Below are 20,756 nucleotides of genomic sequence, written 5' to 3' on the forward strand. Positions count from 1 at the left end.
AGGAGAAGCGAAAATGTCCGACAAGCCCGCCCCCGCCGCGCCGCAGCAGAGCCGCGCCAGCGCGAAAAAGGAGCTCCCGGAGCATTTCCGCGGCTACAAGCACGTCTGGGTGTTCGTCGAGCTGGAGCGCGGCGAGGTGCATCCGGTGTCCTGGGAGCTGCTCGGCGCCGGCCGCAAGCTCGCGGATCAGCTGAAGGTCGATCTCGCCGCCGTCGTGCTCGGCGCGCCCGGCGAGGCCACGCGCAAGGCCGTCAACGAATCCTTCTTCTACGGAGCGGATCTCGCCTATCTCGTCGAGAATCCGATCCTTGGCGATTATCGCAACGAGCCTTATTCGAAGGCCGTCACGCAGCTCGTCAACACGCATAAGCCGGAGATCCTGCTGCTCGGCGCGACGACGCTCGGGCGCGATCTCGCCGGCTCCGTGGCGACGACTCTGCTCACCGGCCTCACGGCCGATTGCACCGAGCTCGCGGTGGACGCCGATGGCTCGCTGGCGGCGACGCGTCCGACCTTCGGCGGCTCGCTGCTGTGCACGATTTATACGTTGAACTATCGGCCGCAGATGGCGACCGTGCGTCCGCGTCAGCTGCCGACCCCTGTGCGCGATGAATCGCGCACCGGCCGCGTGATCGAGTTCAAAGCCGATCTCGACGAAGATGCGATCATCACCAAGCTGCTGAAGTTCATCCCCGACCGCGAGTCGGCCAAGAGCAATCTCGCTTTCGCCGATGTCGTCGTCGCCGGGGGGCTCGGCCTGCAGAGCGCGGAGAATTATCAGCTGGTGCGCAATCTCGCGACCGTGCTCGGCGCCGAGTTCGGCGGCTCGCGTCCTCTGGTGCAGAAAGGCTGGATCAGCTCCGATCGTCAGATCGGCCAGACCGGCAAGTCGATCCGTCCCAAGCTCTATATCGCCGCCGGCATTTCCGGCGCGATTCAGCATCGCGTCGGCGTCGAAGGCGCCGATTGCATCGTCGCGATCAACACCGACAAGAATGCGCCTATCTTCGACTTCGCGCATATCGGCATAGTGACCGACGCCATTCGTCTGCTTCCGGCGCTGACCGAAGCTTTCCGCAAACGTCTCTCGCCCGAGAACGCAGACCGGCTCGCCGGCTAACCCGAGGAGATCATCATGATCGAAGAGAAATTCGACGCGATCGTCATCGGGGCCGGCATGGCCGGCAACGCTGCGGCCTATACGATGGCCTCGCGCGGTCTGAACGTCCTGCAGCTGGAGCGCGGTGAATACGCCGGCTCCAAGAATGTGCAGGGCGGCATTCTCTATGCCGACATGCTGGAGAAGATCATTCCCGATTTCCGCGAGGAGGCGCCGCTCGAGCGGCATCTCATCGAGCAGCGGTTCTGGATGATGACGGACCGCTCGCATACGGGCATGCAATATCGTTCGGACGACTTCAACGAGGAGAAGCCGAACCGCTACACGATCATCCGCTCGCAGTTCGATCGCTGGTTCAACAAGCAGGTGCAGGGCGCGGGCGCGATCGTCATCAGCGAGACCACCGTCACCGAGCTCGTCAGTGACGCTTACGGCAAGGTGATCGGCGTGCGCACGGATCGCGCCGGCGGCACGGTCTTCGCCGATGTCGTCGTGCTGGCGGAGGGCGTCAACGGCCTGCTCGGCGCGCGCGCCGGGCTGCGGCCGACGCCTCGGCCCGAGCATGTCGCGCTCGCGGTGAAGGAAATGCACTTCCTGCCGCGCGAGACGCTCGAGGCCCGCTTCAATCTGCATGGCGACGAGGGCGTCGTGATCGAGGCGGCCGGCACCATCTCCAAGGGGATGACCGGCATGGGCTTCGTCTACACGAACAAAGAGAGCATTTCTGTCGGCTTTGGCTGCCTGGTGTCGGATTTCGCCGAAAACCAGGAGACGCCCTACGGCATGCTGGAGAACTTCAAGAAGCATCCGTCGATCGCGCCGCTGCTCGAGGGCTCGGAAGTGAAGGAATATGCCGCGCATCTCATTCCCGAGGGCGGCTTCAACACGATTCCCGAGCTGTTCGGCGATGGCTGGGTCGTCGTCGGCGACGCGGCGCAGCTCAACAACGCGATCCATAGAGAAGGCTCGAATCTTGCTATGACGTCCGGCAGGCTCGCGGGCGAGGCGATTTTCCAAGTGAAGTCCCGCCGCGATCCGATGACGAAGCAGAATCTGGCGCTCTACAAAAAATTCCTCGATGACAGCTTCGTCATGAAGGATCTGAAGAAATACAAGGACATGCCGGCGTTGCTGCACACGCAGGCGCAGAATTTCTTCCTCACCTATCCGACACTCGTGTCGAAGGCGATGGAGAATTTCCTACGCGTCGACGGCACGCCGAAGATCGAGAAGGAAAAGGCGTCGGTCCGCGCTTTCCGTGAGAAGCGCTCGCTGACGGGATTGTTCGGAGATGCATGGCGTCTGGCGCGCGCCTGGCGCTGAGAGGAGGAATCGCGATGTCGACGCAAGCTGCGCGAGTCGAGGAGAAGCTGTTCCAGAACCGCTATCTCGTCGACCAAGGAAAACCCCATATCGTCGTGCAGCCGCACACGACGCCGTCCAAGAATCTCGTGGCGATGACCAAGATCTGCCCGGCCGGCTGCTATGAGCAGAACGCCTCGGGCCAGGTCGAGATCACGCCGGACGGTTGTCTGGAATGCGGCACTTGTCGTGTTCTCTGCGAGCCGCAGGGCGATATCGTGTGGAATTATCCGCGCGGCGGCTACGGCGTGCTGTTCAAATTCGGCTGAGAGCGACCGACGCGCCGCGAGTCGGCGCGTCGGAAAATGGACGCGAGGATGTTCGATGACGGTCGCGCAATTGATCGAAGTGCTGAAGGACATGCCGAGCGAAGCCGTGGTGATCCTCGAGGGAGACGGAGCCTTGGCCCGTCTCGTCGGGGTGAATTTGGAAAAAAGCGTCATGGCGGGACTGCCCGACGAGGTCGTCCTGTCCACCGACTGCGAAGAATGAGGCCGCCCCTTTCGGGGCGCGACCGACCGACGCAGGCCCTCGTCGCCGGCAAGGCTTGACGACGGCGCGTTTCGATCTCATCTTTTGAAGTGTCTCGACGATCTTCGCGGGAGAGACCGGCGCTCGCGCCGGAGCCGAAGGCGCAACCGCCCCGGAAACGCTCAGGCAAAAGGACCGCGAGGAAAGAGACACTCTGGAAAGCGGCGCGGCCCATCCGCGCCCACCGAAGGGCGTAACCTGCGCTGCAGGGAAATCTCTCAGGTCTCCAGACAGAGGGGGCGCGAGCCGGGCGGAGCGATCCGCCCAATGCGGAACGCCGATCTGTCGGGAGCGCCCTTTGAGCGAAAGCTTCGCCCCACGCATTCCCACGCCGCTCGAAAAGACGCCGCTCGATGCGCTGCATCGCGCTCTCGGCGCGCGAATGACGCCCTTCGCCGGCTATGAGCTGCCGCTGCATTACCCGGCCGGCGTCGTCGCCGAGCATACTCACACGCGCGAGAAGGCGAGCCTCTTCGACGTCTCGCATATGGGCCAGGCGATCCTCGCCGGCCGCGGCGCCGCGGAGCGCATCGAATCTCTCGTCCCCGCCGCCATCGCAGACCTGCCGCCCGAGCGCACGCGCTATAGCCAGCTGCTTGCGGAGGACGGCGGGGTTCTCGACGATCTGATGATCACGCGCCTGCCGGGGCGCGACGAGCGGCTGCTGCTCATCGTCAACGCCGCGGCCAAGGCCCAAGATTTCGCGCTTCTGCGCCAGGAGCTGCCGCAGCTCGCTCTTTCGGTTCTCACCGGCCGCGCGCTGATCGCGCTGCAAGGGCCGCGCGCCGCCGCCGCGCTCGCGACGGTCCTGCCGGAGCTCGAGGACATGCCCTTCATGGGCTGGCGCGCCGCCGAGTTTCGCGGCGCCGGCCTATTCGTCTCGCGCTCCGGCTACACGGGCGAGGACGGCTTCGAGATTTCAGTCCCCAATCATCTCGCCGAGCCGCTGGCGGAAGCTCTGCTGGCGCATCCCGATGTCGCGCCCGCCGGCTTCGCCGCCCGCGATTCGCTGCGGCTCGAGGCGGGCCTCTGCCTCTATGGCCATGATCTCGACGCGACGACCGATCCGGTCGAGGCGGGGCTCGCCTGGTCCATCGGCAAGCGCCGGCGCGAGCAGGGCGGCTTCCCCGGCTATGAGCGCATCCGCGCCGCTCTGGAGCACGGCCCCGCGCGCCTGCGCGTCGGCCTGCTGCCGGAAGGCCGCGCGCCCTTGCGCGAGGGCGCGGCGCTGGCGGCGCCGGATGGCCGAATCATCGGCCGAATCACATCCGGCGGCCATTCGCCGACGCTCTCGCGTCCCATCGCCATGGGCTATGTCGAAACATCCTTCGCCACGCCCGGCGTCATGCTGGAGAGCCGCCTTCGCGACAGGCCAGTCGCGGTGGAGGTCGCGCCTTTGCCTTTCGTTCCCCATCGCTTTTTCCGCGGCACAGCCGGAAAGGACAGATCATGAGCGGCGAGCGCTACACCAAGGACCATGATTTCCTGCGCGTCGAAGGCGACATTGCGATCATCGGCATCTCCGATTTCGCGCAGTCGCAGCTCGGCGACATCGTCTTTGTCGAGCTGCCGTCGCCGGGCAAGCGCGTCGCCAAGGGCGAGCAGCTGGCGACGATCGAGAGCGTGAAGGCGGCGAGCGAAATCTATGCGCCCATCTCCGGCGAGGTGGTGGCCGTCAATGACCGCCTCGAATCATCGCCCGATCTCGTCAATAAGGAGCCGCTCGGCGAAGGCTGGCTGCTGACATTGCGCGTCGCCGACGCCGCCGAGCTGGCCGAGCTGATGGACGAGGACGCCTATCGCGCCTTTCTGGAAAGCGAGGGATGAGCCATGCGCTATCTGCCCCTGACGGATGCTGATCGCAAAGACATGCGCGATGCGATCGGCGTCGCCGATTTCGCGGCGCTGTATGCCGATGTGCCGTCTGAGCTGCTGCTCGATCGCCCGCTCGATCTCCCGCGCGCGAAATCGGAGATGGAGGTGGAGCGTCTGCTGTCGGAGATGGCGAAGCGCAATCTCTCGGCCGCGAGCGCGCCTTTCTTCATCGGCGCCGGCGCCTATCGCCATCATATTCCCGCGAGCGTCGATCATCTGATTCAGCGCTCGGAATTTCTGACGAGCTACACGCCCTATCAGCCGGAGATATCGCAGGGAACGCTGCAATATCTCTTCGAGTTTCAGACGCAGGTCGCCATGCTCACCGGCATGGAGATCGCCAATGCGTCTATGTATGACGGCTCCACCGCCTGCGCCGAGGCGGCGCTGATGGCGCATCGAATCACCAAGCGGCGCAAGGCGATTCTCTCCGGCGGACTGCATCCGCATTATGCGGATGTGCTGCGCACCATCTCTCATTTCGCCGGCGATGAGATCGTCGCGCTGGCGCCGGATGTGCGCGCGCGGGAGAATATTGCGTCGGCGATCGACGACAGCGTCTCCTGCGTCATCGTGCAGACGCCGGATGTCTTCGGCAATCTGCGCGATCTCACGCCCATAGCCGAGGCCTGCCATCGGCATGGCGCTCTGCTCGTCGCCGTCTTCACCGAGGTCGTCTCGCTCGGCCTGCTGAAGTCTCCCGGCGAGATGGGCGCGGATATTGTCGTCGGCGAGGGTCAGTCGCTCGGCAATCCGCTGTCATTCGGCGGGCCTTATCTCGGCTTGCTCGCGACGCGGCAATCCTATCTGCGGCAGACGCCGGGGCGTCTCATCGGCGAGACCGTCGACGCCGATGGACGCCGTGGCTATGTCGCAACGCTCTCGGCGCGCGAGCAGCATATTCGCCGCGACAAGGCGACGTCCAACATATGCACTAACTCCAATCTCTGCGCGCTCGCCTTCAGCATTCATTTGAGCCTGCTCGGCGAAGCCGGCCTGCGCCGTCTCGCGCGCGCCAATCATGCGAGCGCTATCGATCTCGTGGAGCGCCTCGCCGCTGTGCGCGGCGTCGAGACGCTCAATGAGAGCTTCTTCAACGAATTCACTTTGCGCGTTCCGGGAGACGCCGCGCGTCTCGTCGAAGCCATGGCGGAGCAGGGCGTGCTCGCGGGCGTTCCGGTCTCGCGCCTGCTGCCGCAAGCGGGGCTCGATGATCTCCTCATCGTCGCCAGCACAGAGGTCGATACGGTGGAAGATCGCGAGGCTTTCGTCGCCGCAATGAGAGGAGCGCTCTGATGCTCGATCATCCGAAAGATTCTGCTTTCGAGACCTTCTCGGGAAATCGCGGGCTCGATCAGGAGGAGCCGCCGATCTTCGAGATCGGCCGCACGGATACGAGCGGCGTCGATATCGAAGAGCCGGCGCATTTGGAGCCGCGTCTCGGCGCGCTCGAGTGCAAAGGGCCGATCGGCCTGCCCGGCCTCTCGGAGCCGGAGGCGATGCGCCATTATGTGCGTCTGTCGCGCAAGAATTATTCGATCGACGCGGGCCTCTATCCGCTCGGCTCCTGCACGATGAAGCATAATCCGCGTCTCAATGAGAAAGTCGCGCGGCTCGCGGGCTTCGCCGATCTGCATCCGCTGCAGCCGCAATCGACGGCGCAGGGCGCGCTGGCGCTGATGGAGGAGCTGTCGCGCTGGCTGCTGACGCTCACCGGAATGAGCGCCATAGCGCTCTCGCCCAAGGCCGGCGCGCATGGCGAGCTCTGCGGCCTCATGGCTATAGAGGCGGCGCTGGAAGCGCGCGGCGAAGCGGCGACGCGCAAGGTGGTTCTCATTCCGCAATCGGCGCATGGCACAAATCCCGCGAGCGCCGCTCTGCTCGGCTTTCAGCCGCGCGTGATGGAGGCCGGCGCCGATGGCGTGGTGAGCGAGGAAGCTGTCGCCAGAGCGCTCGGTCCCGATGTCGCGGCCATCATGCTCACCAATCCCAATACGTGCGGATTGTTCGAGCGCAATATCGTCGCCATTGCGCGGCGCGTGCATGAGGCGGGCGGTTATTTCTATTGCGACGGCGCCAATTTCAACGCCATCGCCGGCGTGGCGCGGCCCGGCGATTTGGGCGTCGACGCCATGCATCTCAATCTGCACAAAACCTTCTCGACTCCGCATGGCGGCGGCGGGCCGGGTTCTGGCCCTGTCGTCTTTTCCGAACGTCTCGCGCCTTTCGCGCCGGTTCCGTTTCTGCTGCGCGAGGGCGAGACTTTGCGTCTCGTCGAGCATGGCGATGGAGCGCAGAGCTTCGGCCGGCTCACCGCCTTTCATGGTCAGTTCGGAACCTTCGTGCGCGCGCTCGCCTATATTTTGTCGCATGGCGCGGACGGGCTCGCGCAGGCGTCGCGCGACGCCGTGCTCTCGGCCAATTATCTGCGCGCAGCGCTGCGCGATGTGATGACGCAGCCTTTCGGCGATCGCCTCTGCATGCATGAGGTCTTGTTCGACGATAGTTTCCTCGAGGGGACGGGAGTCGCCACGCTCGATTTCGCCAAGGCGATGATCGACGAGGGCTATCATCCGATGACGATCTATTTCCCGCTCGTCGTTCACGGCGCCATGCTGATCGAGCCGACGGAGTCGGAATCGAAACGCTCGCTCGATCTCTTCGTCGCGACATTGCGCGATCTCATCGCCAGCGCGAAGCGCGGCGAAACGCGCCGTTTCACGCAGGCGCCGCGCCACGCCCCGCGCCGCCGCCTCGACGAGGCCGCCGCCGCGCGCAAGCCCGTGCTGCGCTGGAGCGCTGCGTGATTCACTTCGCCGAGATTGCGAAACTGAAGGTGACACTGAAGATATGGGCGCGCCCTTCTCCCGCTTGCGGGAGAAGGTGGCCCTCGCGTCAGCGAGGGTCGGATGAGGGCTCTATCCACTGCAGAGATTTTGCCGAGCGGCCCTCATCCGACCCGGCTTTGCCGGGCCATCTTCTCCCACGAGTGGGAGAAGGAGCGCGCGTGATGACGCCTCGTGGTTTCCTGGATCGCTTTGTCGCTTCACTCTTCGCTGTGACTGCCGTGCGCGAAATATTCTCGCGCCGATGGATCGAATCCCCGCGCCGGCGGTTACGCTGAAGGGGCGCCGGAGGCGACATATGAATACGGCCAATCTTCAGCTGGAAGGCGTCTACGCCATACTCGCGGCGCTGTTCGGCGCATTGCGCGACAAGGGCGCGCTCGCACAGGAGGAGATCGACGCGCTGCTCGTCGATGTCGAGCTTTCGCTCGCCAATGATCCGCTGCGGCCGCGCGACATGCGCGACTCCAATGTGGAGGCGATCTGCTTTCCGGCGCGGCTGCTGCGTCTCGCTCTGCGCGAATCGGCGGCGGGCGAAGGCTTCTCCTTCGCGCAGCTCGCCGGCCGCGTCGGTCAAGAGACGCCGCCGCAGTGAGGCTCAAATGGAATAGCTGAACGAATCGTAGGACAGGCCGTTCAGAAACTGATCCATGTCGCGCGCCGGCTCGGCGCAGCCGGCGGTTCCCACCACCTTCGCCGGCACGCCGGCCACGGTGGAGTTGCGCGGCACGGGGTGCAGTACGACAGAGCCGGCCGCGACGCGCGAGCAGGCGCCGATTTCGATGTTGCCGAGAATCTTCGCGCCGGCGGCGATCATCACGCCGCGCCGCACTTTGGGATGACGGTCGCCGCTCTCCTTGCCGGTGCCGCCAAGCGTCACGCTCTGCAGAATGGAGACGTCGTCCTCCACCACCGCCGTCGCGCCGACGACGAGGCCGGTGGCGTGATCGAGGAATATGCCGCGGCCGAAGCGCGCCGCCGGATGAATGTCGGTTTGAAACGCGTCCGACGAGCGGCTCTGCAGATAGAGCGCGAGATCGGTCTGGCCATTGGTCCACAACCAATGCGCCAGCCGATGCGTCTCGATCGCGTGAAAGCCTTTGAAGAAGAGCAGCGGCTCGATCAGCCGTCCGCAGGCGGCGTCGCGCTCGACGACGGCCTTTATGTCGGCGCGAAAAGCGTCGCCGATCGCAGGATCGGCGTCCAGCGCGCGGGCGAAGGCATCGAAGAGCAGGTCCTCCGTCACCGCGCCGCCGAGACGCGCCGCGCAACGCCGCGCCACCGCATCCTCGAAGGAGCGGCGATTGAGGACGAAGGTCAGCGCCAGGCTCGCCATCGCCGGCTCGCGCGCCAGCATGTCCTCGGCCTCGCGGAGGATATGCTCCCACAGCGCGTCGCGACCCGTGGCGTCGGCGACGATCGCGCGGCTATTGTCCTGCGTCGCTCCCATCGGCGTCTCCTCGCTTCGAAGGCCCTCAATGTGGCTCGAGCGGCCGGCTTCGTCCAGTTCGGCCCGGCGATCAGCAGGGTCGCGCGCTTTGCGCGCCGGCGGCGCGGCGCAGCCGCCCGATGACGCGCTCCGCCTCGCCGGCGTCGAGGCTGCCGAAGCCGAGCCGCAGCCCGCGCCCGCGCTGCGGCGGCGCCGCGAAGCAGGTGGAGGGCAAGAAGCGCAGGCCATTGGCGGCGGCGTCGCGCTCCAGCGCGTCGAGCGTCGCCTCGTCGCGGAAGGTCGTCCAAAAGGCGAGGCCGCCCGCAGGCGTGCGGAAGCGGATGGCGTCGCCGAAGGCGCGGGCGAGCGCCGCGCCGAAAGCGTCGCGCCTCTGCGCATAGATTTGGCGCGCCTTGCGCACATGGCGGCGCAGCTCGCCGGAATCGACGAGAGCGGCCACGGCGAGCTCGGTCAGCGCATTGCCCTGGCGATCGACGCCGGCGGCGGCGTTGGCCAGGGATTTCACTACCGGCGGCGGCGCGACGACATAGCCGATGCGCAATCCCGGCAGCAGCAGCTTGGACATGGACCCGACATAGATCACGCGCCCCGGCGCATAGCTCGCCATGGGCAGCAGCGGCTGGCGCTCGAAATGATATTCGTGATCGTAATCGTCCTCGATGATCGCGAACTCATATTTGGCGGAAAGGTCCAAGAGGCGCAGCCGCCGTTCCGGCGTCAGCGGAACAGTGGTCGGAAACTGGTGGTGCGGCGTCACATAGATCGCGCGCACGGGCCGCCCGTGGCAGAGGCGCTCGACATCCTCGACATCGACGCCGTCCTCGTCCAGGCGCACGCCGATCACCTCGGCGCCGGCGGCGGCGAAGGCGGCGCGCGCCGCTGAATAGCCGAGGCCTTCCACCAGCACGACGTCGCCCGGCGCGACGAGAATGCGCGCGGCGAGGAAAATGCCCATCTGGCTGCCGCGCGTGACGCACACATCCTCCGCGTCCACGATGAGCCCGCGATGCGAGGCCAGCATCGCCGCTATGGCGCGGCGCAGCTCGCCGGTTCCGCGCGGATCGCCATAGCCGAGTCCGCCGTAGCGGGCGGCGCGCCGTCCGGCGTCGCGATAGGCGCCGAGCAGAGTGTCGATCGAGAAGAGCCGCGCATCGGGAAGCCCATCGTCTATGGCCAGCCCCTCGCCGGCCGGCACAAAGGCGGGGTCGGGCGTCGCGCGGAAGGGAAAGCCGGGCGTGCGCGGATCGGCGGAGGCTTTGCGCGGCGCCGGCAGCGTCTCCGGCAACTCGGCGGAGACGAAAGTGCCGCGCGTGCCATGGGTGGTGAACCAGCCCTGGGCGACCAGCTCGTCATAGGCGAGCACGATGGTCTTGCGATTGACGCCGAGCGATTCGGCGAGCTCGCGGCTGCTGGGCAGCGCCGCGCCCGGCGCGAGCCGTCCGCTCCTCACATCGTGAATGAGCGCATGGACGATCTGCAGATAGAGGGGCGCGCCGCGGCGCGGATCGATCTCGCGCGACAGGCTATAGGCGAAGGGTCGCGACATTGGACCCCTCCATTCGGCATTATTGCTCTTTTCGTAGGGCCGGCGGCAGCTTCCTCCGGCCGCGCCGGCTCTGTCAAGTGACGGGGCCGCCGCGCGTCTTTGGACCCGTCAGTGCGCGAATCTTGGCGGTTTAACGCCTTTTTCGCTCCGCTAGCCTCGTTCTCGTCGCAACCGAACGAGGAACTCGATCCATGCAGACGAGCAGCGCGGGCGTCGTGAAAGCTTTGATGGGAATTGGCGGAGTGCTCGCCTTCTTCCTCATCGTGATGCACCAATTGTCGCAATTGTTCCGTTGACCGCCGGACGCCGGGAAGAGTCCGGCGGCAGCGCGTCGGCGTGTCATCTGCGCGCCGACGCGCCTCTCAGCGCAGCAGCGCCAAAAACGCCTGCGCCGCATGGGTGATGTGGCGGCCCTCGCGGCGCAGAGCGAGAAAGCGCCGCTTGGGCAGAGCGATGTCGACCGTCGCCAGCGCCCCGGCCGAGGCCCCGGCGACGAGGCTCGGCAGCATGGCGACGCCGGCGCCCGCCGCCACGGCCGCGGCGACCGCCTCATGCGTCGGCAGCTCCAGCGCGATGCGCAGCTCGGCGGGGTCGAGACCCTTCTCGCGCAGAACCGCCTCGAAAATGGCGCGCGTGCCTGAGCCTTTCTCGCGCAGCACCCAGCTCGCGGATCGATAATCTTCGACGCGCTTCGGCGCCGCAGTGGTCCAGGGATGGCCGGGGAAGGCGACGAGCTTCAGCTCGTCCCAGGCCACCGGCTCCACTGCGAGGGATTTGTCGTCGATCTCCCCTTCGACGATGGCGAAATCCACAATGGCCTCGCGCGCCATATCGGCGGCGGTCAGCGTGTTGCAGATTTTCAGCTCTATCGCGATCTTCGGATAGAGCGCGCGATAGCGATGCAGGATCGGCGGCAGCCAATAATTGCCGACCGTCTGGCTGGCGGAAAGGCTCAGCGCGCCGCATTCGAGCCCGGCGAGATCGAAGAGAACCGCCTCCGCCGCCGCGGCGCGCGCCAGCACGGCCTTGGCCTCGACGAGAAACAGGCGCCCCGCCTCGGTGAGCGCGATGCGACGGCCGACGCGATCGAACAGTTTCGTCGCATAGCGCGCCTCGAGCGCGGCGATGGCCGCGCTCGTCGCCGATTGGGTGAGATTGAGCTCGCGCGCGCCCTGCGTCACATGCTCGCGCTCGGCGACGGCGACGAAAATGCGCAATTGCTCGAGCGTCATGACGCCTCAGCGAAAGAACGCCTCGATGAGCGCGAGGCTGAAGCCGGAGACGAAGACCGAGGCCGCCAGGCCCAGCGCCAGAGGCCGAAGCCCCTTGGCGCGCAGCGCGGCGATATCGGTCTCGAGCCCCATGGCGGCGAGCGCCATCGACAGCAGAATCGTCGTCGTTGTCGCGATGGCGGCCTTCGCGTCCGGCGGAATGGCGACAATGCTGGAGACGCCGACGAGAGCGAGAAAGCCTATCACGAACCAGGGGAAGGGCGGCGAAAACTTTTCCGCGCCGCGCGCGCCGCGCCCTGCCATGAAAGCGAGCGTCAGCAGCGTCGGCGCCAGCAGCATGACGCGCGACAATTTGGCGACGGCGCCGAAATCGCCGGCCTCGCGGCCGTGCTGAAAGCTCGCGGCGATCACTTGCGCGACCTCATGGATCGAGGCGCCGGCCCATAGGCCATAGGCGCGCGGGCCGAGCCGCGCGAGATCGGCGAGCGCCGGATAGGAGACCATTGCGAGCGTGCCGAAAACGGTGACGCAGGCGATGGCGTAGGCGACGTCTTCATCGCGGGCGCGGGTGATGGCGTTGGCCGCCACCACGGCCGAGGCGCCGCAGATCGACGTGCCGGCGGCGATCAATCGGGCGAGCTCGGGCTCGACGCCCAGCCAGCGGCCGAGACGTGTGGTGAAGCAGAAAGTGGCGACGAGCGTGGCGGCGATGATCGCGAGGCCCGTGAAGCCGACATCGATGATCTGCGCCGCCGATAATTGCAGGCCGAGCAGCGCTATGGCGAAGCGCAGGATCTTGCGCAGCGAGAAGGCGATTCCGGGGGCCGCCCAGGCCGGCGCGCCGAAGAGATTGCGCAGGCCGACGCCGAGCAGAATGGCGAGGATCATCGGGCTGAGCGCGCCGATCGCCAGGAGCAGACAAAGCCCATAGGCCGCCGCCGCTATGGCCGCGGTGAGGGCGACGCCGGGGAGGATGGCGAGAAACGCCGGGGCGCGGAGGAAGGGGGGCGCTTTCGGGAAAGCGGGCGCCGAGGTCGAAACGGCTTCCATCGGACCGAACTCCTTTTTTAGGGCTCGGTTCAGATCGCAGCCGCGGACCGTTCGGTCCAACGCATTATATTTCTTGAATCGTTCGATTTATTCGATCGATCACCAGCCGGCGATGCGGCGGCAGGAGCCGCCGGCGGCGCCGAATGCGTAGCGCGATCCGCAGGCATAGGCGGTCGGCGGCTCGCCGGTCTGCTCGAAGAGGTCGTAGCCTTCCTTCAAATTTTGCCAGAAGCCGCTCCATTGCTGGTGCTCCGGCGGCGCCGACCAGAGATTGGTCCAATCGCCCTGCGTCTCCTTGGCCAAGGCCGCATCGGTCATGCGGAACGGGAAGATATGGACCGGCACCTCATGCTGGCCGCCGCGCAGCGCGGCTTCCACCATGCCGTAGATTTCCTCGATCACTCTGTCGGTCATGGCGAAGCAGCCGACCGATTTGCAGGAGCCATGGACCATCAGCGCGCCGCCAGTGCGGCCGTTCTGCTTGTCGTAGGCGTTGGGAAAGCCGACGTCGAAGGCGCGGTGGTAATGGGAGTTCGGATTGAGCTGGCGCGCCGAGACGCTGTAGAAGCCCTCGGGCGATTGATAATCGCCGGATTTCAGCTTGGGTCCGAGATGGCCGGACCATTTGCAGATGGGATAGGTCCGGTAGAGCGCGAAACGCCCGCTCTGCCGACGCCAGAGCTCGAGCTCGCCTTCCTTTTTGAAGATGCGGACATAGACCGCGGAGCCCATGCGGAAATTACCGTCGTCGCGGTTCGTCAGCGGCGGCGGCTCATTGGGCGGCGCGGCGGCGAGGGCGAGCGCCTGTGTCGGAGGCGAGACCGCGACGGGCGGCAGCGCGGTCGTCCCCGCGGGCGTCTCGGCTGTGGCCACGGGCTCGACGCCGGCGAGATTGCGCGGCCGCGCCGGCGGCAGCGGCGCATCGACAGGCGGCAAGGCGAGGACCGCCTCCGGCTCCGCGGGACGCAGGGGAGGCAGCGCCGCGAGGAAGGAGGGCGGGCGCGCGCTCGGCGCGGCGGCGATCGCCGGCGGCGGCTCCTCGCTCGGCGCCGGCTCCTCTTGCCGCGCGGTCTCGACAATGGCGCCGCGCAGATTTTGCACCAGCGCGCCGAAGGGATTTGAGCGTCTTGCCGTGACGGCCTCGCGCGTCTCCGCCAGCCGCGCCGGGCCGCGCGAGGCGAAGGCGACGAAAACGCCGATCTCGACGAGGCTCAGAGCCAGCGCGGCGGCGAGGAGGAGGGGGCGCGACGGTTTCGACGGCATGGGTCGTTACGGAATCAGTGAAAACGCATTACGAAACGCGATATTGGCGAAGGAACGGCCGAGGCGCGGCCAAAAGCGCGCCCCGCCACAGAAAAATCAATGCCCTTCGAAGGTGACGAGCCGACGCACCGGCACGCCGAGCGCCTCGATCTTCTTTGCGCCGCCGAGCTCCGGCAGATCGATGACGAAGCAGGCGGCGATGACCTCGGCGCCGATCTTCTGCAGCAGCTTCACGGCGCCTTCCGCTGTGCCGCCGGTGGCGATGAGATCGTCGACGAGAATGACGCGCTCGCCCTTCACCACGGCGTCCTCGTGCACCTCCATCTCGTCCACGCCATATTCCAGCGAATAGGCGATGGAGACGGTGGCATGCGGCAGCTTGCCCTTCTTGCGCACGGGCACGAAGCCTGCCGACAATTGATGCGCCACCGCGCCGCCCAGAATGAAGCCGCGCGCCTCCATGCCCGCCACCTTGTCGATCTTCGTGCCGGCCCAGGGCTGCACCAGTTCGTCCACCGCGCGGCGAAACGCCCTGGCGTCGCCGAGCAGGGTGGTGATGTCGCGGAACATGATGCCCGGCTTGGGATAATCGGGAATCGTGCGAATCGAGGAGGCGAGGGTCATGTTCGAGATCTCGTCGGAATGGGTTCTGCTCGTCGGTTCATAGCTCATTCTCGGCTAAAGCGCATCTTCGCCGCCCGCCTCAGAGTGGCCGTGGGATCGCCGAGCCAGCGCCCATTTTCCCTGCAAAGATCAGGATGTTCAAGTTTTCGAGAGGATTTCTTCACATGGCTGACATAAAGCGCAGAATTTTTTACGTCGCGGCGGCGGTCGCCGTCGCGGGGTTTCTCGGTCTCTTCGGCTATGAGGCGGTCTCTGTGGCGTTCGCGCGCGTCGCCACGCCGGAGATTTTCGCACGCTATGAGGCGGAGACCGACAATGGCGCCTCCCTGCCCGCCGGGCTGTCCCGCGAGCGAATCGAGACGCTGCTCAAAGTGCAGGATCCGAGCTTCTGGACGCATGACGGAGTCGATTGGAGCGCGCCGCTCACCACCACCACCGTCACGCAATCCGTGGTGAAGCGGCTCTATTTCGAGAATTTCCAAAAGGGCTTCTCGAAGATCCGGCAGACGCTGATCGCGCGATTCGCGGTCGCGCCGCTGACGTCCAAGAATGCGCAGCTCGCCGCTTTCATCGATGTGAACGGATTCGAGCCCGCATCGCAAAAATGGTTCGGCAAGACGCTGGCGGAGCTCGACGACGAAGAGTTTCTCTCGCTGGTCGCGACCAACAACAATCCCAAGGATTACGCGCCGGGCACGCAGGCCAACGCCGAGCGCGTGCGCCGCATCGAGAAATATCTCGCCGGCCTCTGCGAGCGGCGCGGATTTTCCGATGTGTGGCTGGAGAGCTGCGGGGGATGACCCGCGGCTCGTCCCGCCGCAATCGCGTCGGAAGCGGCCGCGAGATGGCCGCTTCCGTGTCGCGCCGCCGCCCTTTTTCCTCGCAAAGCTTCTCGAGAGGGAGGCGCGGCGGGGAGTTGGTTGCGGCGGGAGCTTGTGTGATGCGGGAAGCGAAATTGCGGGCGCGCTCATTCGCGGCGGCGACGGCCGGCTCGGCGCTGGCCGCCTTCGCCGGCGCGGCCTTCGCCGCCGTTATCGGCTATGAGGCGGTCTCTGTCGCATTGGCGCGGATCGCCACGCCGTCGCTGTTCGCGCGCTATGAGGCGGAGACGGATCATGGCGCGAAATTGCCGCCCGGCTTCTCGCGCGAGCGCATAGAAACGCTGCTCGCCGTGCATGACCCCGGCTTCTGGATCCATGGCGGCGTCGATTGGAGCGCGCCGCTCGCCAGCACGGTCGCGCAATCGGTGACGAAGAAACTCTATTTCGCCGATTTCAAGCCGGGCTTCGGCAGGATTCGTCAAACGTTGATCGCGCAATTCGCCGTCGGCCCGCTGGCCTCCAAGAGCGCGCAGATCGCCGCTTTCATCGATGTGGGCGGATTCGATTCCGCCTCGCGCCGATGGTTCGGCAAGCCGCTCGCGGAATTGGACGACGACGAGTTTCTCGCCCTCGTCGCCGCCGGCGATGAGACGATGGAGCGCGCGCCGGGCACGCAGGCCAACGCCGAGCGCGTGCGCCGCATCGAGAAATATCTCGCCGGCCTCTGCGCGCGGCGCGGCTTCGCCGATGCGTGGCTGGACGATTGCGCGGATTGACGCGCCCTCACATCTACTTGGGCAGCAGCCGCCATACGCCTCGCACATGCGCGTCTATGCGCTCCTGGCCGGGCTGAACGGCGACGGCGATGGCGCGTGGGCCCGGCTCGAGGCGTGCGCTCGGCAAATCGGCCTCGCCGATCGCGAATTCGGGATTGAGCTCCAGCGCAACCAGCTCGCCGAGCCGCATCGATGCGCCCTCGGCCAGCAGCTCGGCGCGATGACGCGCATTGGCGATCGCCTTGCCGAGCAGCAGCTCCTCACGGTCGGCCCTGTCGGTCACTCGGAAGCGCACATTGTTCAGGCGATTGGCGTGCGCGGTGAGAAGCCGGCCGATGATGTCGCCCACATGGTCGACCTCCGCCGTCGTGACGACGAAATCGGTCGAAGCGCGAAATCCAGTCAAGCTGCGCTTGATGATTTGCCGATTGCTCGGGTCGCGCTCCTCGGAATAGACCGGCGCGACCTGCACGTTTCTGGACCGAATGTCTTTGCGCGCGACGCCCGCCGCTTCTATGTCCTGCATCAGCGCCGAGGACAGGCGCGCGAGTTCGCTCGTCGCTTGCGCGGCCGTCGGCTCATCGGCGAAAACGCCGAGCTGAATGTCGGCGCGATCGGGCGTGACCTCCTGCGTCGCCATCCCATGCACGTCGGCGACGGGAAAGTCCCAATGCGTTCGCTCCGACGCATGAGCGGAGGCGGCGACGAGCAGCGGCGCGCAAATGGCGAAGACTGAAAATATTCGCATGAAAATGCTCCTTCTATCGGAGCCCATGCTCGCCGCTTCGCCATTAACGGCGGCTGAACGCTATTCTCACACTGCCGCTCTCACCCGGCCGCGCCGCGCGTCCGCGCGACGATGACGCCGAGCTTCTCCATCAGCGCCGGATCGCGCGCCTCGGGCGCCGTCAGAATGGCGTTGTCGAGCGCGCGGTCGGAGCCGATGGGGCAGGGCTCGTGCTCTTGTGGGAAATCCGCGAGCAGACGCGCGAGAAGACGGCTCGCCTTGTCGGCGTTGTCGCGCACCACGGCGATGACCGCCGCGACATCGACATTGTCGTGCTCTGGATGCCAGCAATCGAAATCCGTGACCATTGCGATGGTCGCGTAAGAGAGCTCCGCCTCGCGCGCGAGCTTGGCTTCCGGCATCGCCGTCATGCCGATGACGTCATAGCCCGCGGCCTTATAGGTCAGCGATTCCGCGTAGGACGAAAATTGCGGACCTTCCATGCAGACATAGGTTCCGCCGACGGAATGCTCCATGCCTTCTGCTTTCGCCGCGGCGGCGATGCGCTTCGCCAGCAAGGGCGCCACAGGATGCGCCATCGACACATGCGCGACGCAGCCATTGCCGAAGAAGGAGGATTGCCGGCCGAAGGTGCGATCGACGAATTGATCCGGCAGCACGAAGAGGCCGGGATAGAGTTCCGATTTGAACGAGCCGCAGGCGGAGACGGACACGAGATCGGTGACGCCCGCCTGCTTCAGCGCGAAAATATTGGCGCGATAATTTATGCCCGAGGGCGAGAACACATGACCGCGACCGTGACGCGGCAGGAAAACCACCTGCGTCTCGCCGATGCGGCCGAAATGCAGAGCGTCGGACGGATCGCCCCAAGGCGTCGTCACGCGCTGCTCGCGCAAATCCTGCAGGCCGGGCAGATGATAGACGCCCGATCCTCCGATGATGCCCACCACCGCTCGCGTCATCTTTCGTCTCCGACTGTGGATAGGATTTCGCAGTGCCATGGCCTCGCGCGAGGCGCAAGCGGCGACAATGCGCCGGCCTGCGCAGAAAAATCGCGAAGCGCTAAAAAATTCAATGTCGTCAAAGGCCAAGCCGAGGGTTTCCACGCGCCGAGACGGAGGTGACGCTTTTTTGTGCGATCGTCGAAACTGCCCTCTCCGCAGCCGTCGCAGGGTTGCGCCGCAAAATATGCTGTGTTAGGGGACGATCGCCTTGGAGCTGGGGCGTCGCCCTTGGCTCCTTCCCCCGACAATACGTTGTTCGAGGCCATTGCGGATTTCGTCGCACGCAGACCTGCGTTGCGCGCGAGGCGCCTCGAGTGACGGCGATCCGAGAGCGATACGCAAGTGGCTTCAGGCGGAGACGATCTATCCGGTGTAGCGGGGCGATACGCCTCGGCCCTTTATGATCTCGCAGTGGAGCAAGGCTCCACGGAGGAGATCGCGACGGCGCTGCGCGGCTTCGCCGCGCTGATCCAGGAGAGCAAGGATCTCGAGCGCCTGATCGAGAGCCCGGTCTATTCTGCCGAGACGCAGATCAAGGCTCTCTCTCCCATTCTCGACGCCGCCGGCGTCACGGGCGTCGCGGCCAATTTCGTGAAGCTCGTCGCGACAAAACGTCGCCTCTTCGTTCTCCCCGCCATCATCGAGGCCTATGGCAAGCTGCATGACGCCGCCAAGGGCGTCGTGCGCGCCGACGTCACAGTGGCCGCGCCGCTCGCCTCTCATCACGAGAGCGCGCTGCGCGAGGCGCTCGCCGGCGTCACCGGCGGCAAGGCCGTCGACCTCGAGGTGAAGGTCGACCCGGCGATCATCGGGGGTCTCGTCGTCAAAATCGGCTCGCGCATGCTCGATGCGTCGCTGAAGACCAAGCTCAATTCCATTCGAACACGCATGAAAGAGGTCGGCTGATGGCTATCCGCGCCGCAGAGATTTCCGCGATCCTCAAGAATGAGATCGCCAATTTCGGCAATGAGGCCGAAGTCGCAGAGGTCGGTCAGGTTCTGTCCGTCGGCGACGGCATCGCCCGCGTTTATGGTCTGGACAATGTCCAGGCCGGCGAGACGGTGCTGTTCGAGAACGGCCTCACCGGCATGGCGCTCAATCTCGAGAGCGACAATGTCGGCGTCGTGATCTTCGGCTCCGACCGCGACATCAAGGAAGGCCAGACCGTCAAGCGCACCGGCGCCATCGTCGACGTTCCGGTCGGCAAGGGCCTGCTCGGCCGCGTGGTCGACGCGCTCGGCAATCCGATCGACGGCAAGGGCCCGATCTTCTACGAGAGCCGCTCGCGCGTCGATGTGAAGGCTCCCGGCATCATTCCGCGCAAGTCGGTGCATGAGCCGATGGCGACCGGCCTCAAGGCCATCGACGCGCTGATCCCGATCGGCCGCGGCCAGCGCGAGCTGATCATCGGCGACCGCCAGACCGGCAAGACCGCCGTGGCGCTCGACACGATCCTGAACCAGAAGTCGCTGAACGACGGAACCGACGAGAAGGCCAAGCTCTACTGCGTCTACGTCGCCGTGGGTCAGAAGCGCTCCACCGTCGCGCAATTCGTGAAGGTGCTGGAGGAGCGCGGCGCGCTCGACTATTCGATCGTCGTCGCCGCCACCGCTTCCGATCCGGCTCCGATGCAGTTCCTGGCGCCCTTCGCCGGCTGCGCCATGGGCGAGTATTTCCGTGACAACGGCCTGCACGCCGTGATCGTCTATGACGATCTTTCGAAGCAGGCCGTCGCCTATCGCCAGATGTCGCTGCTGCTGCGCCGTCCTCCGGGACGCGAGGCCTATCCGGGCGACGTGTTCTATCTGCACTCCCGCCTGCTCGAGCGCGCCGCCAAGCTCAATGACGAGCGCGGCGCCGGCTCGCTCACCGCTCTGCCGGTCATCGAGACGCAAGCCAACGACGTGTCGGCCTATATTCCGACCAACGTCATCTCCATCACCGACGGCCAGATCTTCCTGGAGACGGACCTCTTCTATCAGGGCGTCCGCCCGGCGGTGAACGTTGGCCTTTCGGTGTCGCGCGTCGGCTCCTCGGCGCAGACGAAAGCGACGAAGAAGGTCGCCGGCAAGATCAAGGGCGAGCTCGCTCAGTATCGTGAGATGGCGGCCTTCGCTCAGTTCGGCTCCGATCTCGACGCGGTGACGCAGCGTCTGCTCAATCGCGGCGCGCGCCTGACCGAGCTCTTGAAGCAGCCGCAGTTCTCGCCGCTGCAGATGGAAGAGCAGACGGTGGTGATCTACGCCGGCGTCAACGGCTATCTCGATCCGCTACCGGTCGCTCGCGTGCGCGCCTTCGAGGATGGTCTGCTGGCGCTGCTGCGCACGCAGCATCCGAACATCCTCGAGACGATCCGCACGACCAAGGATCTGCCGGATGCGACGGCCGCCGAGCTGAAGGGCGTCCTCGACGCCTTCTCGAAATCCTTCGCCTGACGCGCGCAACCTCGAGGACTAGAGACAATGCCTCCGTCATTGCGAGCGAAGCGAAGCAATCCAGGGGTCGCCT

General features: G+C 65.9%; 21 protein-coding genes and 1 riboswitch. Of the genes, 13 read left to right on the forward strand and 8 right to left on the reverse strand.

The genetic code is table 11. From position 1 onward, the window contains the following. Positions 1-13 precede the first annotated feature (13 nt). The 9 genes from METLW4_RS0119585 (at position 14) to METLW4_RS0119625 (ending at position 8,329) form a co-directional block, all read left to right on the forward strand. Positions 14-1,120: an electron transfer flavoprotein subunit alpha/FixB family protein gene (locus METLW4_RS0119585; RefSeq protein ID WP_018267937.1), complete on the forward strand. Its 1,107-nt coding sequence runs from the start codon at positions 14-16 to the stop codon at positions 1,118-1,120. A gap of 15 nt (positions 1,121-1,135) precedes the next feature. Beyond that, the gene (locus METLW4_RS0119590; RefSeq protein WP_018267938.1) at positions 1,136-2,443 is read left to right on the forward strand and encodes an FAD-dependent oxidoreductase; all 1,308 of its coding nucleotides are present in this window, start codon (positions 1,136-1,138) and stop codon (positions 2,441-2,443) included. Between the two features lie 14 nt (positions 2,444-2,457). Continuing rightward, entirely contained in the window at positions 2,458-2,751 is a 294-nt protein-coding gene (locus METLW4_RS0119595) for a ferredoxin family protein (protein WP_024881116.1), read from the forward strand. Positions 2,752-2,806: 55 nt separating this feature from the next. Next, positions 2,807-2,974: a hypothetical protein gene (locus METLW4_RS28380; RefSeq protein ID WP_018267940.1), complete on the forward strand. Its 168-nt coding sequence runs from the start codon at positions 2,807-2,809 to the stop codon at positions 2,972-2,974. 97 nt (positions 2,975-3,071) lie between these two features. Beyond that, positions 3,072-3,161, forward strand: a riboswitch (glycine riboswitch). Between the two features lie 150 nt (positions 3,162-3,311). Beyond that, the gene (gene gcvT / locus METLW4_RS0119605; RefSeq protein WP_018267941.1) at positions 3,312-4,466 is read left to right on the forward strand and encodes a glycine cleavage system aminomethyltransferase GcvT; all 1,155 of its coding nucleotides are present in this window, start codon (positions 3,312-3,314) and stop codon (positions 4,464-4,466) included. Further along, a complete protein-coding gene (gcvH, locus tag METLW4_RS0119610) occupies positions 4,463-4,840 on the forward strand; it encodes a glycine cleavage system protein GcvH (RefSeq protein ID WP_018267942.1) in 378 nt (125 codons plus the stop codon). Before gcvT ends, gcvH begins: the two co-directional genes overlap by 4 nt. Positions 4,841-4,843: 3 nt before the next feature. Continuing rightward, the gene (gene gcvPA, locus METLW4_RS0119615) at positions 4,844-6,184 is read left to right on the forward strand and encodes an aminomethyl-transferring glycine dehydrogenase subunit GcvPA (protein ID WP_018267943.1); all 1,341 of its coding nucleotides are present in this window, start codon (positions 4,844-4,846) and stop codon (positions 6,182-6,184) included. Further along, positions 6,184-7,695: an aminomethyl-transferring glycine dehydrogenase subunit GcvPB gene (gene gcvPB, locus METLW4_RS0119620; protein WP_018267944.1), complete on the forward strand. Its 1,512-nt coding sequence runs from the start codon at positions 6,184-6,186 to the stop codon at positions 7,693-7,695. The genes gcvPA and gcvPB overlap by 1 nt, the downstream gene beginning before the upstream one ends. 337 nt (positions 7,696-8,032) lie before the next feature. Continuing rightward, complete coding sequence (locus METLW4_RS0119625; RefSeq protein WP_018267945.1) at positions 8,033-8,329, forward strand: hypothetical protein; 297 nt, start codon at positions 8,033-8,035, stop codon at positions 8,327-8,329. A 3-nt stretch (positions 8,330-8,332) separates the two neighbouring features. On the opposite strand, the gene cysE is transcribed toward METLW4_RS0119625, so the two are convergent. The 6 genes from cysE to METLW4_RS0119660 all read right to left on the reverse strand — a co-directional run bounded on the left by cysE (position 8,333) and on the right by METLW4_RS0119660 (position 14,899). Beyond that, positions 8,333-9,184 (reverse strand): serine O-acetyltransferase, encoded by an 852-nt coding sequence (cysE, locus tag METLW4_RS0119630; RefSeq protein ID WP_018267946.1) that lies wholly within the window; start codon positions 9,182-9,184, stop codon positions 8,333-8,335. 70 nt (positions 9,185-9,254) lie between these two features. Then, positions 9,255-10,730 (reverse strand): MocR-like pyridoxine biosynthesis transcription factor PdxR, encoded by a 1,476-nt coding sequence (gene pdxR / locus METLW4_RS0119635; RefSeq protein WP_018267947.1) that lies wholly within the window; start codon positions 10,728-10,730, stop codon positions 9,255-9,257. A gap of 362 nt (positions 10,731-11,092) precedes the next feature. Further along, complete coding sequence (locus tag METLW4_RS0119645; protein ID WP_018267949.1) at positions 11,093-11,962, reverse strand: LysR family transcriptional regulator; 870 nt, start codon at positions 11,960-11,962, stop codon at positions 11,093-11,095. Between the two features lie 6 nt (positions 11,963-11,968). Beyond that, positions 11,969-13,012 carry a YeiH family protein gene (locus METLW4_RS0119650; RefSeq protein WP_018267950.1) on the reverse strand — a complete coding sequence of 348 codons (1,044 nt, stop codon included), beginning with the start codon at positions 13,010-13,012 and terminating at the stop codon, positions 11,969-11,971. 99 nt (positions 13,013-13,111) lie between these two features. Beyond that, the gene (locus METLW4_RS26655; RefSeq protein WP_018267951.1) at positions 13,112-14,275 is read right to left on the reverse strand and encodes a L,D-transpeptidase family protein; all 1,164 of its coding nucleotides are present in this window, start codon (positions 14,273-14,275) and stop codon (positions 13,112-13,114) included. A gap of 96 nt (positions 14,276-14,371) precedes the next feature. Next, entirely contained in the window at positions 14,372-14,899 is a 528-nt protein-coding gene (locus tag METLW4_RS0119660) for an adenine phosphoribosyltransferase (protein WP_026191654.1), read from the reverse strand. A 164-nt stretch (positions 14,900-15,063) separates the two neighbouring features. On the opposite strand from METLW4_RS0119660, the gene METLW4_RS25445 reads away from it, so the two are divergent. Next, on the forward strand, positions 15,064-15,699 hold the full coding sequence (locus METLW4_RS25445) for a transglycosylase domain-containing protein (protein ID WP_018267953.1): 636 nt from the start codon (positions 15,064-15,066) through the stop codon (positions 15,697-15,699). 140 nt (positions 15,700-15,839) lie between these two features. Then, positions 15,840-16,496, forward strand: a complete 657-nt coding sequence (locus tag METLW4_RS25450; RefSeq protein WP_018267954.1) for a hypothetical protein — start codon at positions 15,840-15,842, stop codon at positions 16,494-16,496. Between the two features lie 13 nt (positions 16,497-16,509). On the opposite strand, the gene METLW4_RS0119675 is transcribed toward METLW4_RS25450, so the two are convergent. Further along, positions 16,510-17,244, reverse strand: coding sequence for an SIMPL domain-containing protein (locus METLW4_RS0119675; RefSeq protein WP_018267955.1), 735 nt, complete (start codon positions 17,242-17,244; stop codon positions 16,510-16,512). Positions 17,245-17,324: 80 nt separating this feature from the next. Further along, entirely contained in the window at positions 17,325-18,206 is an 882-nt protein-coding gene (locus tag METLW4_RS0119680; protein ID WP_018267956.1) for an S-methyl-5'-thioadenosine phosphorylase, read from the reverse strand. A gap of 384 nt (positions 18,207-18,590) precedes the next feature. Here METLW4_RS0119680 and METLW4_RS0119685 point away from each other — a divergent pair, with 384 nt between their 5' ends. After that, a complete protein-coding gene (locus METLW4_RS0119685) occupies positions 18,591-19,154 on the forward strand; it encodes a F0F1 ATP synthase subunit delta (RefSeq protein ID WP_026191655.1) in 564 nt (187 codons plus the stop codon). Next, on the forward strand, positions 19,154-20,683 hold the full coding sequence (gene atpA / locus METLW4_RS0119690; RefSeq protein ID WP_018267958.1) for a F0F1 ATP synthase subunit alpha: 1,530 nt from the start codon (positions 19,154-19,156) through the stop codon (positions 20,681-20,683). The genes METLW4_RS0119685 and atpA overlap by 1 nt, the downstream gene beginning before the upstream one ends. Positions 20,684-20,756: the final 73 nt, after the last annotated feature.

Source organism: Methylosinus sp. LW4 (genome assembly GCF_000379125.1).
Lineage (GTDB): Bacteria > Pseudomonadota > Alphaproteobacteria > Rhizobiales > Beijerinckiaceae > Methylosinus.